The 14,837-nt window shown below is 50.6% G+C and carries 14 protein-coding genes; 9 read left to right on the forward strand and 5 right to left on the reverse strand.

What is annotated here, in order from left to right; all coding sequences use genetic code 11:
• The first annotated feature begins 56 nt into the window (after positions 1-56).
• The 4 genes from A7983_RS13345 to A7983_RS13360 all read left to right on the forward strand — a co-directional run bounded on the left by A7983_RS13345 (position 57) and on the right by A7983_RS13360 (position 3,549).
• Positions 57-989: a hypothetical protein gene (locus tag A7983_RS13345; protein ID WP_005975710.1), complete on the forward strand. Its 933-nt coding sequence runs from the start codon at positions 57-59 to the stop codon at positions 987-989.
• Between the two features lie 143 nt (positions 990-1,132).
• Positions 1,133-2,068: a hypothetical protein gene (locus A7983_RS13350; RefSeq protein WP_005975712.1), complete on the forward strand. Its 936-nt coding sequence runs from the start codon at positions 1,133-1,135 to the stop codon at positions 2,066-2,068.
• 145 nt (positions 2,069-2,213) lie between these two features.
• Positions 2,214-3,149 carry a hypothetical protein gene (locus A7983_RS13355; protein WP_005975714.1) on the forward strand — a complete coding sequence of 312 codons (936 nt, stop codon included), beginning with the start codon at positions 2,214-2,216 and terminating at the stop codon, positions 3,147-3,149.
• Positions 3,150-3,282: 133 nt separating this feature from the next.
• Positions 3,283-3,549: a type VI secretion system PAAR protein gene (locus A7983_RS13360; protein ID WP_005975716.1), complete on the forward strand. Its 267-nt coding sequence runs from the start codon at positions 3,283-3,285 to the stop codon at positions 3,547-3,549.
• A 59-nt stretch (positions 3,550-3,608) separates the two neighbouring features.
• Here the strand turns inward: A7983_RS13360 and mtnA are convergent, their stop codons facing one another.
• Entirely contained in the window at positions 3,609-4,637 is a 1,029-nt protein-coding gene (gene mtnA / locus A7983_RS13365) for an S-methyl-5-thioribose-1-phosphate isomerase (RefSeq protein WP_005975718.1), read from the reverse strand.
• 118 nt (positions 4,638-4,755) lie between these two features.
• Here mtnA and mtnK point away from each other — a divergent pair, with 118 nt between their 5' ends.
• Positions 4,756-5,958 (forward strand): S-methyl-5-thioribose kinase, encoded by a 1,203-nt coding sequence (mtnK, locus tag A7983_RS13370; protein WP_005975720.1) that lies wholly within the window; start codon positions 4,756-4,758, stop codon positions 5,956-5,958.
• Positions 5,959-6,059: 101 nt separating this feature from the next.
• Here the strand turns inward: mtnK and yajD are convergent, their stop codons facing one another.
• The gene (yajD, locus tag A7983_RS13375) at positions 6,060-6,410 is read right to left on the reverse strand and encodes an HNH nuclease YajD (RefSeq protein WP_005975722.1); all 351 of its coding nucleotides are present in this window, start codon (positions 6,408-6,410) and stop codon (positions 6,060-6,062) included.
• A gap of 241 nt (positions 6,411-6,651) precedes the next feature.
• Complete coding sequence (gene fadE / locus A7983_RS13380) at positions 6,652-9,099, reverse strand: acyl-CoA dehydrogenase FadE (protein ID WP_005975724.1); 2,448 nt, start codon at positions 9,097-9,099, stop codon at positions 6,652-6,654.
• 348 nt (positions 9,100-9,447) lie between these two features.
• Between fadE and lpcA the strand changes: the two genes are divergently transcribed.
• A complete protein-coding gene (gene lpcA, locus A7983_RS13385; protein ID WP_005975726.1) occupies positions 9,448-10,029 on the forward strand; it encodes a D-sedoheptulose 7-phosphate isomerase in 582 nt (193 codons plus the stop codon).
• Between the two features lie 157 nt (positions 10,030-10,186).
• A complete protein-coding gene (locus A7983_RS13390; RefSeq protein WP_005975728.1) occupies positions 10,187-10,954 on the forward strand; it encodes a class II glutamine amidotransferase in 768 nt (255 codons plus the stop codon).
• Here the strand turns inward: A7983_RS13390 and dpaA are convergent.
• Complete coding sequence (dpaA, locus tag A7983_RS13395) at positions 10,925-11,659, reverse strand: peptidoglycan meso-diaminopimelic acid protein amidase (protein WP_005975731.1); 735 nt, start codon at positions 11,657-11,659, stop codon at positions 10,925-10,927. The genes A7983_RS13390 and dpaA overlap by 30 nt on opposite strands.
• A 257-nt stretch (positions 11,660-11,916) precedes the next feature.
• Positions 11,917-12,687 carry a class I SAM-dependent methyltransferase gene (locus tag A7983_RS13400; protein ID WP_005975733.1) on the reverse strand — a complete coding sequence of 257 codons (771 nt, stop codon included), beginning with the start codon at positions 12,685-12,687 and terminating at the stop codon, positions 11,917-11,919.
• Between the two features lie 214 nt (positions 12,688-12,901).
• Here A7983_RS13400 and A7983_RS13405 point away from each other — a divergent pair, with 214 nt between their 5' ends.
• Both A7983_RS13405 and dinB read left to right on the forward strand, forming a co-directional pair.
• Positions 12,902-13,702: a helix-turn-helix transcriptional regulator gene (locus A7983_RS13405; RefSeq protein WP_005975735.1), complete on the forward strand. Its 801-nt coding sequence runs from the start codon at positions 12,902-12,904 to the stop codon at positions 13,700-13,702.
• A 75-nt stretch (positions 13,703-13,777) separates the two neighbouring features.
• On the forward strand, positions 13,778-14,836 hold the full coding sequence (dinB, locus tag A7983_RS13410) for a DNA polymerase IV (protein ID WP_005975737.1): 1,059 nt from the start codon (positions 13,778-13,780) through the stop codon (positions 14,834-14,836).
• The last annotated feature ends 1 nt before the right edge of the window (position 14,837 follow it).

Raw genomic sequence — 14,837 nt, forward strand, 5'->3', positions numbered from 1 at the left:
CAGACGGGACTGATTTTTATCGTGCATTAATGATTTAATTAACAGGGAGGCTAGCAGTGCGTATTTCTGAAGCGGTTTACAATCCATCACTATTGTTGAGGATACTTGCCTTTTCTTTGGTTGTGTTGGTTTTTCCAGCCAAAGCTGATGAGATGAGTAGTGAAAAATATCTGGTTTCCTTTAAAACCTATAAAAGCACCTGCCTTTTACGGGTTAACGATCTTCCGGCTGGTGACAATACAACTATTCCTTCTAAAACTATGTCGGCGGGATTTAATCTGACGGCATTTTTAGAAAATGGAAACAATGATATCGAACTGCTGATGGGGCCACAGGATTATGAGGATCCCAAAACGCTGTTTCCTGATTCATCTTGTCAGGTGATAGTCACCAAGGATACGGAGACAACCAGTACTGAAATTGCCAATTTTAAATTAACTGTAAATGAAAAAGGTGAAATTACGGCGAATGATTCTGCCATGACAGCGAATAGTTCGACAGTGTTTGAAGGCTATACCAAAAATGAAAAAGACTATGGCTTCTATAAAGTCAGAGGTCGTCTGAAGGCTGCTGGTTTGCCTCGTTGGTCGTGGGTCAATGCCACTCCGGTTACAGAAAATGACCTGCAAAAAATTAAAGTAGCCTATACCGATATCTGGGTGATGATGAAAGATCGTGATATTGAAGGCCTGAAAAAAATCACACAGATCTCGAATCAGGAGATGGCCTTTGCAGAAGGATCTAATACGGGGATGATGTTTATTTCTACCGATTTTCCGCAGCATGTGATTGACAAACAGCTTACACCGGTTCCTATTGAATGGGATAAATACAAAATCATTAAATACCGCGATGGGCGACTTTTTCGCCTTGCTATTGGATTCTTCCAGAATTCACCACTGAAATTCAAAAATGCTAACGGCGATGTTGTTTTTACTTATAACCCTTATTTCTCAATAATAGAGGGTAAGGTGACGCTGGTTAGATAATATAGGTTAGTCATGTTGGAGTAAAAATATTTACTCCAACGTGTTAATACACCTCATAAAATAATGGGGGCTATTAGACGAAATAATAAAAATAAACACATTTTCATTATGTGTTAATGGATTGATTAACAAGGAGGATTACCGTGATTTTTAGTAGAGCGTCTTATAATTCACCTCTATTCTTATTGAAGATGGCAGCGTTTTTGCTGTTAGTGTTAGTTTTTCCTGCCAGGGCTGAGGAAGGGATAAAAGAGAAATATATGTTTTCTTTTAAGTCATACAAGAGCTCTTGCCTTTTAAGAGTAAACGATTTTCCAGCAGTAGATACCGGACGAGCCAGGGAAGGAAACCTGTCCGCAGGGTTCAACCTGACGGCATTTTTAGAAAATGGAAACAATGATATCGAACTGCTGATGGGGCCGCAGGATTATGAAGATCCCAAAACGCTGTTTCCTGATTCGTCTTGTCAGGTGATAGTCACAAAAGATACGGAGACAACCAGTACCGAAATCGCCAACTTTAAATTAAGCGTGAATGAAAAAGGTGAGATTACAGCGAGTGACTCTGCCACGACAGCCAATAGTTCGACTGTGTTTGAAGGTTATACCAAAAATGAAAAAGACTATGGCTTTTATAAAGTCAGAGGCAGTCTGAAGGCTGCCGGTTTACCACGCTGGTCGTGGGTCAATGCGACTCCGGTTACAGAAAATGATCTGCAAAAGATCAAGGTGGCCTATACCGATATCTGGATGATGATGAAAGATCGTGATATTGAAGGCCTGAAAAAAATCACACAGATCTCGAATCAGGAAATGGCCTTCGCGGAAGGATCTAATACGGGGGTGATGTTTATTTCTACCGATTTTCCGCAGCACGTCATCGATAAACAATTCACCCCAATCCCGATTGAGTGGGACAAGTATAAATTAATACCATATCGTGGTGGACGACTTTTCCGATTAGGTGTGGGGTATTACCAACATTCTCCATTGAGATTTAAAAACCCTGATGGGAAGTTTGTTTTTGGTTACAATCCTTACTTTTCGATAATAGATGGAAAGGTGACACTGGTTAGATAGTTTAGGTTGATCATGTTGGAGTGAAAAATATTTACTCCAACGTCTTAATATATCTCATGAACGAATGGTAATGCTATTAGATGAAATGGAAATACAAGCTTATTTTTATTATTTATTAATGAATTAATTAACAAGGAGACTCATCGTGAGTGTTAGTAGAGTGTCTTATAACCCAATTTTATTCTTATTGACAATGATGGTTTTTTCGCTGTTAGTGTTAGTTTTTCCGGCCAAGGCTGAGGAAGGGATAAAAGAGAAATATCTGTTTTCTTTTAAAACCTATAAAAGTACCTGTATTTTACGGGCCAACGATCTGCCTGCGATTGATAATACAGAAATGGATTCTGGAACCATATCAGCGGGATTTAATTTGACGGCGTTTTTAGAAAATGGAAACAATGATATTGAACTGCTGATGGGGCCACTGGATCATAAAAATCCCAAAACGCTGTATCCAGACTCATCCTGCCAGGTGATTGTCACCAAGGATACGGAGACAACCAGTACCGAAATCGCCAACTTTAAATTAACTGTGAATGAAAAAGGTGCAATTACAGCGAGTAACTCTGCCACGACAGCCAATAGTTCGACAGTGTTTGAAGGTTATACCAAAAATGAAAAAGACTATGGCTTCTATAAAGTCAGAGGTAGTCTGAGGGCCGTTGGCTTACCACGCTGGTCGTGGGTCAATGCCACCCCGGTGACAGAAGATGACCTGCAAAAAATCAAAGTGGCTTATACCGATATCTGGATGATGATGAAAGATCGTGATATTGAAGGTCTGAAAAAAATCACACAGATCTCGAATCAGGAAATGGCCTTTGCGGAAGGATCTAATACGGGGATGATGTTTATTTCTACCGATTTTCCGCAGCACGTCATCGATAAAAAACTTACTCCTCTTCCAATTGATTGGAGTAAATATAAAATAATTAAGTATCGTGATGGGCGGTTATTTCGTTTAGGTGTGGGTTTTTTCCAAAACTCGCCATTAAGATTTATAAATGAGGAAGGGAGGATTGTTTTTGCTTACAGGCCTTATTTCTCAATAATAGAGGGTAAGGTGACGCTGGTGAGATAACGTGGGATTAATGTCGAGTAACTAATTTTCTTACTTCGATATAGCCTAAATAATTCGAGTAACGTAGCCAACGCACATGCAGCTTGAAATATGACGGGTATAGTGTAATGGATGGATTAAAAAAGGACTGATAATGGGTAACGCAGTTAAATTAGGCGATAGTGACACTGGGCACGGTAGCCATCCACCGACACCGGTCTCTGCTGGTTCATCAACGGTTAAAGTTGATGGTCTGCCATTGGCCCGACAGGGCGATCCTCTGGCTCCTCATGGCCATAGCCGGAACATCATCGGTGGCTCATCCAGTGTGTTCGTTGATGGCAAACCCGTTGCGCGAACCGGAGATGGGGTGAGTTGCGGCGGTGTGGTGATTGGCGGAGGGACGGTAAACATTGGATGAGGATTTCGCCGCATCCGTGCGGCGTATCCTGATGTTCTTTGAAACACTTGGGTTTGTCGTCATTTCAACGCCGCCTGAAATATCCCTTCTTTGACGTCCTGTGGCGTGATTACGCCAGTGTCGAGTACCCAGCCGCTGATTAAGGCGGCGGGGGTGACGTCGAACGCTGGGTTGTAGATGGCAGCGTTCTGCGGTGCCCACTGACAGTGGCCGAAGCTGCCGGAAACGCCGGTGACTTCGGCGGCGGCGCGTTGTTCAATAGGAATGGCTCGGCCGTCCTGACACACAGGATCGTGCGTGGTGTGCGGTGCCGCGACGTAAAACGGAATTTGGTGATAGTGCGCGAGCACCGCGAGACTGTAGGTGCCAATCTTATTGGCGACATCGCCGTTGGCGGCAATGCGGTCTGCGCCGACCCAAATTGCATCGACCTGACCCTGCGCCATCAGGCTGGCGGCCATCGAATCACAGATTAGCCTATAGGGAATGCCCAGCTCGCCTAGCTCCCAAGCCGTGAGGCGTCCACCCTGCAAGAGCGGGCGGGTTTCATCGACCCACACCTGCGCAACCTTCCCCTGTTGGTGCGCACGCAGCAGTACGCCGATAGCCGTGCCGATGCCTGCGGTTGCCAGCCCGCCGGTGTTGCAGTGGGTTAGCAAGCGGCTATTTGGTTTCACCAGTGCAGCACCACGATCGGCGATGCTTTCGCACAGTGCGCGATCTTCTTCTACCAAGCGAAGCGCTTCCTGCACCAGCGCAGCAACAAACTGTGGCTGTGCCAGCGCTAGCTTCATGCGATCCAGATTGTTCATCAGGTTGACGGCGGTGGGACGCGATGCACGTAGCGTCTCCAGCGCCTGCGCCAGTTCAGTCTGCGATAAGCCTTCCTCCGCCAGCAGCGCGAGCAGCAGACTGGCAGACAGGCCAATCAGCGGCGCGCCGCGTACTCGTAGCGTCTGGATATGTTTAACCAGTGACGTGACATCTGGGCAAGGACACCAGCGTTTCTCTTGCGGCAGTGCCTGCTGGTCGAGGATCCACAGTTGGTTATCAACGATTTTCAGGCTGGTTGTGTTAAGTGTCTGCATAGGTCGTTAAATCCATGTTGCATCGATATTCGTATTCTGCCAAGATGCCTGATAGATGTATAGACGTCCGAACGTTTTTATGTCCGTATCTTGAATTTAAGAATAGCGAGGAGTTGGAATGTCACTTTACCGCACTTTTACGGCGGATGACGCTGTGGAATATGCCCGCCAGTACGGTGGTGTCAGTCAGCCGCAAACGCTGGTCGCCGCAGAAGAGATCGGTGATGGCAATCTGAATCTGGTGTTTAAAATTAAAGATGAAACGGGTATCAGCCGGGTGATTGTCAAACAGGCGCTGCCCTATGTGCGCTGCGTCGGGGAATCCTGGCCGCTGACGCTCGACCGCGCTCGTATTGAAGCAGAAACGCTGCTGACGCACGCACGCTTTTGTCCGCAACACACCGTAACCGTGTTACATCACGATCCTGAGTTGGCGGTGATGGTGCAGGAAGATCTCTCCGATCATCGTATCTGGCGCGGCGAGTTGGTGAACGGTGCGGATTATCCTCAGGCGGCAGCGCAGTTAGGGGAATATCTGGCACAAACGTTATTCCATACGTCTGATTTCTATCAGCACCCGCATGAGAAGAAAGCGGCAGTAAGTCAGTTTACCAACCCTGAACTGTGCCAGATTACCGAAGATCTGTTTTTTACCGACCCCTATATCGATCACGAAAGAAACCAGTTTGACGCAGCGCTGACGCCGGATGTGCAGGCATTGCGTGACGATCGGGCGCTGAAGCTGGCGGTCGCTGGGTTGAAGCACCGTTTCCTGAGCAAAGCTGAGGCGCTACTGCATGGTGACATCCACAGCGGGTCGATCTTTGTGGCGGAAGGACGCCTGAAGGCGATTGATGCTGAGTTCGGTTTCTACGGACCGATGGGGTTTGACGTCGGCACCGCTGTCGGCAACCTGCTGCTGAATTATTGTGGCCTGCCGGGGCTGCTGGCTCCGCGTGAGGCGGCGGCAGGGCGTGAACGGCGTCTGGAAGATATCCGCACGCTGTGGCAGACCTTTTCCACCCGTTTCTTGGCATTAAGCGAAGATGATGGTCGCGATCCGGCACTGGCGGAATCGGGCTATGCCGCGCTGTTTTTGCAGCAGGTTTGGCTGGATGCTATCGGTTACTGTGGAACTGAATTGATTCGCCGCACGATAGGGTTGGCACACGTCGCCGATCTGGACAGCATTCAGGAGACGGAAGCGCGTCTGGCGTGTCAGCGTCATGCTCTTTCGCTGGGCAGGACGTTGGTGCTGGCCGCTCCGCATATTGCTGATGTAGATGCGCTACTGGCGCGAGTACGGCAGAGCGGTGCTTAATTAGCCACGCAATATTGACCACACAATATCAGTTGCACAATTTCAAGATCCGCTCCCGTCAACGAACCGGATGGGAGCGGCAATCCGATAATTTATTACCTCTATTTCTTCCCTTTATTCATCATGGCCTGTAAATCCGCGAAAGGGTTATGCGTGGCAACGCCAACATCCTTCTGCGCATCTTCACCGGCAACGACGGTCGAACCGTACATATCTGCATCGGTATATTTCGAATGCTCATGGTCGTGGCAGTAGAGACACAGCATTTCCCAGTTACTACCGTCTTCCGGGTTATTGCTGTGATCGTGATCGACGTGGTGAACGGTTAATTCACGCAGGTTGGAATAGACGAATTCGCGTGAACAACGACCGCATACCCACGGGAAAAGTTTGAGCGCTTTTTCGCGGTAGCCGCTTTCAAGTCTGGCGTAGTTCTTGGGGATGTAAGCCATGTGTCGGGTTTCATTCAGAAGGAAAGATGATGTGGATTTTACAACTGATGTGCCTTTAAAGGAAAGAACAGGCCGGTATAACCGAGCTGGGTTTACTGACAAAGCTTGTTGAGCGGTGATAATGGATAGATCGTAAAGACGCTGCGAGTACCTCCCTGTAAGCTCGAGCCGCGCCATCTATGACGCGGACGCTTTACTCTTCTATTCCATTATCACCGTTCCTATTTCGCAAATAAGGCTGTTATGCCACTTCGGTTTTTCTTTCAGGTTGCGGTACGGGCGCGGGCTTGTTGGCGGCCAGTGCGTCGAACGCAAAGTCATCCACGTTGATTGAACGTAAGCGGCTGGCTTCGGCTTTGGTCAGAATATTCGCTTCTTCTGCGGTAATCTGACCCTCCACTAGCGCCTGTTCTGCCAACTGATCCAATCGCATGAATGACAGCGGTTTATCGCTGGCTTTTGACAGACGTTGGTAAATTGGCTCGGCGGCGATGATATCCAGCAACGCTTCTTCCATCAGCCCGACGGGGTTGTGTTCGCTGGCAACCAGATATTGGCCGCGGCCCAGACGGCTGCGCGTTTCCGATGGTGTTTGCAAAATCTTGGCGACTTCATGGTCGAGTTGGTCAGACGGTGCAGCGCAACGCCGCCCCAGCGGGAAGATAATGAAGGACAATAACCCTGCGACGACACGATTCGGGAAGTTACGCAGCAGATCGTCCAGCGCCTGTTCTGCCTGATGTAGACTGTCCTGCACGCCCCAGTGCACCAGCGGAAGGTCCGCTTTCTGACGACCTTCATCCTCATAGCGTTTTAGCGTCGCAGAAGCTAAATAGAGCTGGCTGAGAATATCCCCCAGACGGGCCGAGATGCGCTCGCGACGTTTCAGGCTACCGCCCAGTACCGCCATCGACACATCCGCCAGCAGTGCCATATTGGCGCTGAGTCGGTTGAGCTGTTGATAGTAGCGACGCGTTTTGTCGTTTACTGGCGCACGGCTTAGAAGGCCGTTGGTCAGGCCAAGCCAGAAGCTGCGGACCTTGTTACTGCCGACGTGACCAATGTGCCCAACCAGCGCACGGTCAAAGCGTGACACATCGTTGGCCTGCGCGGCTGCCATCTCTTCCAGCACATAAGGATGACAGCGGATTGCGCCTTGCCCGAAGATAATCATGCTACGCGTCAGAATATTGGCCCCTTCCACGGTGATGGCAATCGGTGCGCCCTGATAGCTGCGTGCCAGAAAGTTAGATGGGCCGAGACAGATACCTTTACCGCCAGCGATATCCATCGCATCCAGCACGCTGCGCTGACCACGGTGGGTACAGTGATATTTGACGATAGCGGAAAGCACCGCCGGTTTTTCCCCCAGCATAATGCCGCTGGTAATCAACGTCGCGGCGGCATCCATCACGTAAGCATTGCCCGCGATGCGTGCCAGCGGCTCTTCGATACCTTCCATCTTGCCGATAGAGATTTTGAACTGACGGCGGATGTGGGCGTAAGCACCGATACCGAGGGCAATCGACTTCAGGCCGCCGGTGGAGTTGGACGGCAGCGTAATGCCGCGCCCGACCGACAGGCACTCCATCAGCATACGCCAGCCCTGACCGGCCATCTTCGCCCCACCGATGATGTAATCCAGCGGAACAAAGATGTTCTCACCCTGCGTCGGTCCGTTCTGGAACGGAACGTTCAGTGGGAAATGACGGCGGCCGATTTTAACGCCATCGGTATCCGTCGGAATTAACGCACAGGTAATCCCTACGTCGTCCTTATCACCTAACAGATGATCGGGATCGTACAGCTTAAAAGCTAGCCCGAGCACGGTGGCGACTGGCGCGAGTGTGATATAGCGTTTATTCCAGGTCAGGCGCATGCCCACGACCTGTTCCCCGTGCCAGTTGCCGTAGCAGACAATGCCGGTATCGGGAATTGAGCCTGCATCAGACCCTGCTTCCGGGCTGGTCAGTGCAAAGCAGGGAACTTCCTGGCCGCGTGCCAGACGTGGCAGGTAGTGATCTTTTTGTGCCTCCGTCCCGTAGTGTTGCAGCAGCTCGCCGGGGCCAAGCGAGTTAGGAACGCCGACGGTGATCGCCACAATGCTGGAGACACCCGCCAGTTTTTGCAGCACCTGTGCCTGTGCATAGGCGGAGAATTCCAGCCCGCCGTACTGCTTCTTGATGATCATGGCGAAGAAGCGGTGTTCTTTTAAATATTCCCACAACTCTGGCGGGATATCGGCGCGTTCGTGGGTGATTTCAAAGTCGTTGGCCATTCGGCAGGCTTCTTCAACTGGCCCGTCGATAAACGCCTGCTCTTCGGCGGTCAACTGTGGACGCGGGTAGTGATGCAACTTTTTCCAGTCCGGCGCGCCGCGAAACAAATCGCCTTCCCACCAGGTTGTTCCGGCGTCGATTGCTTCTTTTTCTGTGTTCGACATCGGCGGCATGACCTTCTGGAACATGCGCAGCGCAGAAGCGGAAACCAGCTTTTGGCGCAGGGCAGGAACCGTGATCGGAATCAGCAGAATCACGAGCGGGATCATCAGCCAGACAGGCCACAGTAACATGGCGGACATCGCTGCAAAGTAGGCCAGCAGGATAGCGCTGCCGAATAGCAGGCTGAGCCGATGGTAAAACATCGCCCCGATGATAATCAGTAGGAGGAGGATACTGACAGCAACCATAACGTGTCTCCAGCATAGTGATTGAATTGAGATTTTTACCCCGCCAGCGCGTGTTGACGACAGTGGAAAGCGGGAACTATGTTCATCAGTGAAATAAGGCGTAATAAGACAATGTTGTAAGAGGTCTGACCTGTTGCTTATGTTTGTTGTAGTTTATCTGCTTATTTTTATCAATTCGTTTACATCATAATTACAACTTACTTCACAAACCAAGCGGCCGTTGTGAGTTTTCTGACAGGCATCAGCGATCCTCTCGATCCCGTGATTACACGCTTCTCGCTGTTGGTACGATCCGCTACACTGCAACACAGAATAGAGTGCTGTCACCAGACAAAATGAGAGGGTTCCATGTATCAGGATTTAATCCGTAGTGAGCTGAAAGAAGCGGCAGAAACATTGAATAATTTCTTGAGCGATGATGCGAATATTCAGTCGATTCAAAACGCTGCGGTACTGTTGGCTAACGCGTTTAAAGCGGGTGGGAAAGTGATCTCCTGCGGTAACGGTGGCTCGCACTGTGATGCGATGCACTTTGCTGAAGAATTGACGGGTCGCTACCGTGAAAATCGTCCAGGCTACCCTGCCATTGCGATTTCCGATCCAAGCCACCTGTCTTGTGTCAGCAATGATTTTGGCTACGATTTTGTCTTCTCCCGTTACGTCGAATCACTGGGACGTGAAGGCGATGTGCTGCTGGGGATTTCCACTTCCGGTAATTCTGGCAATATTATTAAAGCGATTGCGGCGGCAAAAGCGAAAGGCATGAAGGTCATTACGCTAACGGGGAAAGACGGCGGTAAAATGGCAGGATCGGCCGATGTGGAAATCCGTGTTCCGCACTTCGGCTATGCTGACCGCATTCAGGAAATCCATATCAAAGCCATTCACATCCTGATTCAATTGATTGAAAAAGAGATGGCAGATCAGTAAGCCACGTTAATAATAAACTCTAAATAGTTCGAGTTTCAGGAAGGCGGCAAGGGAAGGAATCCCGATGAGCTTACTCAGGTAAGTGATTCGGGTGAGTGAGCGTAGCCAACGCACATGCAACTTGAAATATGACGAGAAGGGAAGGGTAGGAAGTCAGATGTGTGAACTGCTGGGGATGAGCGCGAATGTACCGACGGATATCTGCTTTAGCTTTACCGGGCTGATACAACGCGGTGGGAACACCGGGCCGCACCGGGATGGCTGGGGGATTACCTTTTATGAAGGGAACGGTTGTCGCACGTTCAAAGATCCGCTGCCAAGCTATAACTCACCGATTGCTCGGCTGGTGCAGGATTACCCGATAAAATCGTGCGCGGTAATTTCACACATCCGGCAGGCGAATCGTGGCGCGGTTGCGCTGGAAAATACCCACCCCTTCACCCGTGAGCTCTGGGGGCGAAACTGGACGTATGCCCACAACGGGCAACTGAAAGGTTATAGCACCCTGAAGACGGGGATGTTTCGCCCTGTCGGCCAAACGGACAGCGAATTTGCTTTCTGCTGGCTGCTGTCCCAACTGTCCGAGCGCTATCCGCGCACGCCGGGCAACTGGCCTGCGGTATTCCGCTATATCGCCAAACAGGCGGATGTTTTGCGGGAGAAAGGCGTGTTTAACATGCTGCTGTCGGACGGGCGCTTTGTGATGGGGTACTGCTCAACCAAACTCTACTGGATAACCCGCCGCGCGCCATTTGGTAAAGCAACGCTGTTGGATCAGGATGTGGAGATTGATTTTCAGCAGCAGACGACACCCAATGATGTCGTCACCGTGCTGGCGACGCAGCCGCTAACGGGTAACGAAACCTGGCATCAGATCATGCCAGGTGAATTCGTTCTATTTTGTTTCGGCGAGCGCATACTTTAAGGTCGGCTGGCTGGTCATCAGCGGTGGGTTAACGACATATTGTCCGTTAAAAACCGTGATGGCCGGTGGCTGATTGTGCTGATTAAAGTAAGCGTACCCCGGCTGAAGCTGTTTCCAGAAGCTGGCGTAGGTGGAATTGCGGTGGCGCTGCATGTTCTGTTCCGTCATGCGGAACGGATAGATGGCGATATCAATTTTCGCCTGCCCGTTGCGTAGCGCCGCTTCGGCATAGCGATAAATCTCATCCATATAGGTGTTGGTCATGGCATAGCAGCCAACCGACACGCATTCGCCGTGGATCATTAAATAGCGGCCAGAATATCCCTGTGATTTATCATAGTCGTTAGGGAAACCGATATTGATCGCGCGGTAATAGTGGCTGTCAGGCTTGAGCTGGCGTAAGTCGACCTGATAGAAACCCTCTGGGCTTTTTAAATCGCCTTCAACGCGTTTTGGCCCTAATCCGCCCGAATATTTACAAATGGGATATTGTTCCAATAAACGATATTCGTTGCCGACTTTTGCATAAAGTTCGAATATTCGCTCTTCTTTAAAGATCTGAATATAGATCGGAGAGCCTAATAATTGCTGTTTTAATTCTTTTGCTATCGGCGCTAACGGCGGCGAAGTCTCGCTGGCGGCGCTGGTAACAACAAGAGAAGGCAAAAAAAACAACATCGCAAACGACAGCGCGATTTTTTGCATTATGGTTCCTGATAATAAAATTGCTGTGCTATATGCGGTATCCCGCTGCACTACTGGTGTTATCGCGTAAATGTTGGGCGACCGTTATCGTTCTGTATTTCGTCGCTGAATAGATAACGACGAAAACGAAATCACATTATCATTGGTTTCATATTAATCAAGCGTTGAAAAGCGCTAGGAAATAACATTTACAAAAAACGGCCCGAAAGGATGCGGGCCGCTCAGTTTGAGGTCTCCTCATTGCTGAGGAGAAGGCGTCAGGCGCGGGTGACTTCGATCATCATAATGTCGGTGGTAAAGGAACCGTCGGCCTGTACCTCAAAATGCTGCACCACCTCGTCCGCCAGCGTTTTTTGCAGTTCACGGATGGCGATAGCGAAATGTTCTGGCGTGCGCATACGTGCAATCCAACTGCTGAATTCCAGCGTCAACCTGTCGCTGGTGACGTTACGCACGATAAACCCTGCTTCTGTAAACAGGCTCAGCCATTCGCCCGGCGCATAATTACGCACGTGCGAGGTGTCGCGCAGTTTCTCAACCGTCTGCAAATAAATGTCCAATAACGGATGGCCGGGCGATACGACATCCATCATGATCACGCGCCCACCCGGTTTCAGGACGCGCCGCATTTCATGTAATGCCTGCCCGACATCATGCCAGTGGTGTGCGGAATAACGGCTGATGATGATGTCTGCACTGCCATTATCGAACGGTAAAGATTCGGCTACACCTTGTTGGACGCGGATATTATTCAGCCCTTTTTGCTCTGCGGCCTGACTCACCACGTCCAGCATTTGGGAGGACAGATCATAGGCGACAACCTCTGCGACGGTCTGTGCGGCGACGAAGCTGGCATGCCCAGCACCACAGCCGACATCAATCACGCGTGCCTGTGAGAAAGGGGCTAATAAGGCGGCCAGTTGAGTTAAATCCTTGCCCTGCGCATGCACCGCGCTGGTCAGGTAGTTCTGCGCCTGTGAGCCGAACTGGTGTTCTACGCGATGATTATGATTCTGTTGCTCTTTCATTATTGCTCTCACTTTCTCTGCATGGTTAAACGGCGGCGCGCCTGCCAATAAAGAAGACCTTGGTCTGAGAACACTATAATGAGAGAAAAATACGGGTACAATATGAGCATTTATACGGGTATAAAATACTCCCTGTTTATTTAACTCGGTTTTTATTGATGCTGTTGTCACCGTAAGCTGCCTATACGAACGGGATGAAAAGGACGCCTGACTGATGTCTGCAAATACGTTTATGTCTGCCAATTCACTGAGTGGTCCAAAAGCGCTGGGGGCTTTCTTACGGGCGCTGCGTGAGCGTACCACGCCGGAAATGGTCGGTCTGCCTGCCTCTGGGCGGCGGCGCACCAGTGGATTACGTCGCGAAGAATTGGCGCAAATCGCTCGAATCAGCACCACCTGGTATACCTGGATTGAACAGGGGCGCGATGTGTCTGCTTCGGCATCCGCGTTGACTCGTTTATCGCAGGCGTTAAAACTGGAGCCCGCCGAGCGTGACTACCTTTTTAGCCTTGCGGGTGTGAATGATCCTCAGAAGCAGAATAGAGCCACGTCGCTGGATGAACAGGTTGCCGCCAGCCTGCACCACATCGCTTGCCCTGCATATCTTCTGGATGGTTGCTGGAATATGCTGGCGTGGAATGCGCCGTCGGAGCAGCTATTTACTGGATGGCTGGAAAGCGATCCAGAGCCGAATCTGCTGCGCTTCATGTTTCTTAATCCACTGGCACGATCGCTGGTGGTGGACTGGCCGGAACGAGCCAAGCGGGTGGTGGCTGAGTTTCGAGCGGAATCCAGTCATTACGCGCCTACCGAGTCCGTTCGGCAAATCGTGATGGCGCTGTGTGAAGAAAGTCGCGAGTTCAACCTCTGGTGGTTGCAGCAGGCCGTTACCGCCCGTGAAGGCGGCGAGCGACGTTTCCATCATCCTCTACTTGGTGATGTAGCCTACCATCAACAGACTTTTCATCCTGCCGGGCATGGGGAAGTTAAGCTGGTGATGCTCATCATGCAGTAAACGCGGCAAGTATCGCGCAACTTGTCTACACTGACTTTGATCTGTATATTCATACAGTATTGTCAGAGGGCCAGTATGCGCAAAATCATTCATGTTGATATGGACTGCTTCTACGCAGCAATTGAGATGCGTGATAACCCGCGCCTGCGCGATATTCCTCTGGCGATTGGTGGAAGCGCCGATCGACGTGGCGTTATTAGTACCGCTAACTATCCTGCCCGACGCTACGGCGTCCGTAGCGCGATGGCGACGGCAACCGCCCTGCGCCTGTGTCCGCACCTCACATTGTTACCGGGGCGCATGGAGGTGTATAAGTCCACCTCGCGCCAAATCCGCGAAATCTTCGCCCGCTACACCCCGCTGATCGAACCACTTTCTCTGGATGAAGCCTATCTGGATGTCACTGACAGCCCGCACTGCAACGGTTCAGCGACGCGGATTGCCGAAGAAATCCGCCGAACGATTGCGAATGAACTGAATTTGACGGCCTCGGCAGGGATTGCGCCGATTAAGTTTCTGGCGAAGGTCGCGTCTGAGTTAAATAAGCCGAATGGACAATATGTGATTACACCGGATCAGGTGGACGATTTCCTGCTCGTGCTGCCGCTGGAGAAGATCCCCGGCGTCGGGAAAGTGACGGCGAAACGCCTAGAGGAGCGTGGTTTGCATACCTGTGCCGATGTTCGAGGGTATGCGCTGGCGGATCTGCTCAAAGAATTCGGCAAGTTTGGTCGCGTGCTGTGGGAGCGATGTCAGGGGATCGACGATCGGCGGATTTCACCCGATCGGCTGAGGAAGTCGGTCGGGGTGGAGAAGACGCTGGCGCAGGATATCCACGACTGGGATCAGTGTGAAAACCTGATTGAACAGCTTTATCTGGAGCTGGAAGTTCGTTTGAAACGCGTTAAACCCGATCTGCATATTGCGCGTCAGGGCGTCAAACTCAAGTTTGATGATTTTCAGCAAACGACACAGGAACATGTGTGGCCGATGTTGAATAAACAGGATCTGTTGAGGCTGGCGCAACAAACCTGGCAGGAGCGGCGTAAATCCCGAGGTGTTCGTCTGGTAGGGCTACATGTGACGCTGCTTGATCCACAAATTGAACGGCAACTAGTGTTTGATTGGGGATAGT

It is taken from the genome of Pectobacterium wasabiae CFBP 3304, assembly GCF_001742185.1.
GTDB classification, from domain to species: Bacteria; Pseudomonadota; Gammaproteobacteria; order Enterobacterales; family Enterobacteriaceae; genus Pectobacterium; species Pectobacterium wasabiae.

Excerpts from the sequence above, each read along its gene's own strand:
- dpaA (WP_005975731.1), bottom strand. The coding sequence starts at position 11,659 with ATGCAAAAAATCGCGCTGTCGTTTGCGATGTTGTTTTTTTTGCCTTCT.
- lpcA (WP_005975726.1), top strand. The coding sequence starts at position 9,448 with ATGTATCAGGATTTAATCCGTAGTGAGCTGAAAGAAGCGGCAGAAACA.
- dinB (WP_005975737.1), top strand. The coding sequence starts at position 13,778 with ATGCGCAAAATCATTCATGTTGATATGGACTGCTTCTACGCAGCAATT.
- A7983_RS13405 (WP_005975735.1), top strand. The coding sequence starts at position 12,902 with ATGTCTGCAAATACGTTTATGTCTGCCAATTCACTGAGTGGTCCAAAA.
- A7983_RS13360 (WP_005975716.1), top strand. The coding sequence starts at position 3,283 with ATGGGTAACGCAGTTAAATTAGGCGATAGTGACACTGGGCACGGTAGC.
- mtnK (WP_005975720.1), top strand. The coding sequence starts at position 4,756 with ATGTCACTTTACCGCACTTTTACGGCGGATGACGCTGTGGAATATGCC.
- A7983_RS13390 (WP_005975728.1), top strand. The coding sequence starts at position 10,187 with ATGTGTGAACTGCTGGGGATGAGCGCGAATGTACCGACGGATATCTGC.
- yajD (WP_005975722.1), bottom strand. The coding sequence starts at position 6,410 with ATGGCTTACATCCCCAAGAACTACGCCAGACTTGAAAGCGGCTACCGC.
- fadE (WP_005975724.1), bottom strand. The coding sequence starts at position 9,099 with ATGGTTGCTGTCAGTATCCTCCTCCTACTGATTATCATCGGGGCGATG.
- mtnA (WP_005975718.1), bottom strand. The coding sequence starts at position 4,637 with ATGCAGACACTTAACACAACCAGCCTGAAAATCGTTGATAACCAACTG.
- A7983_RS13400 (WP_005975733.1), bottom strand. The coding sequence starts at position 12,687 with ATGAAAGAGCAACAGAATCATAATCATCGCGTAGAACACCAGTTCGGC.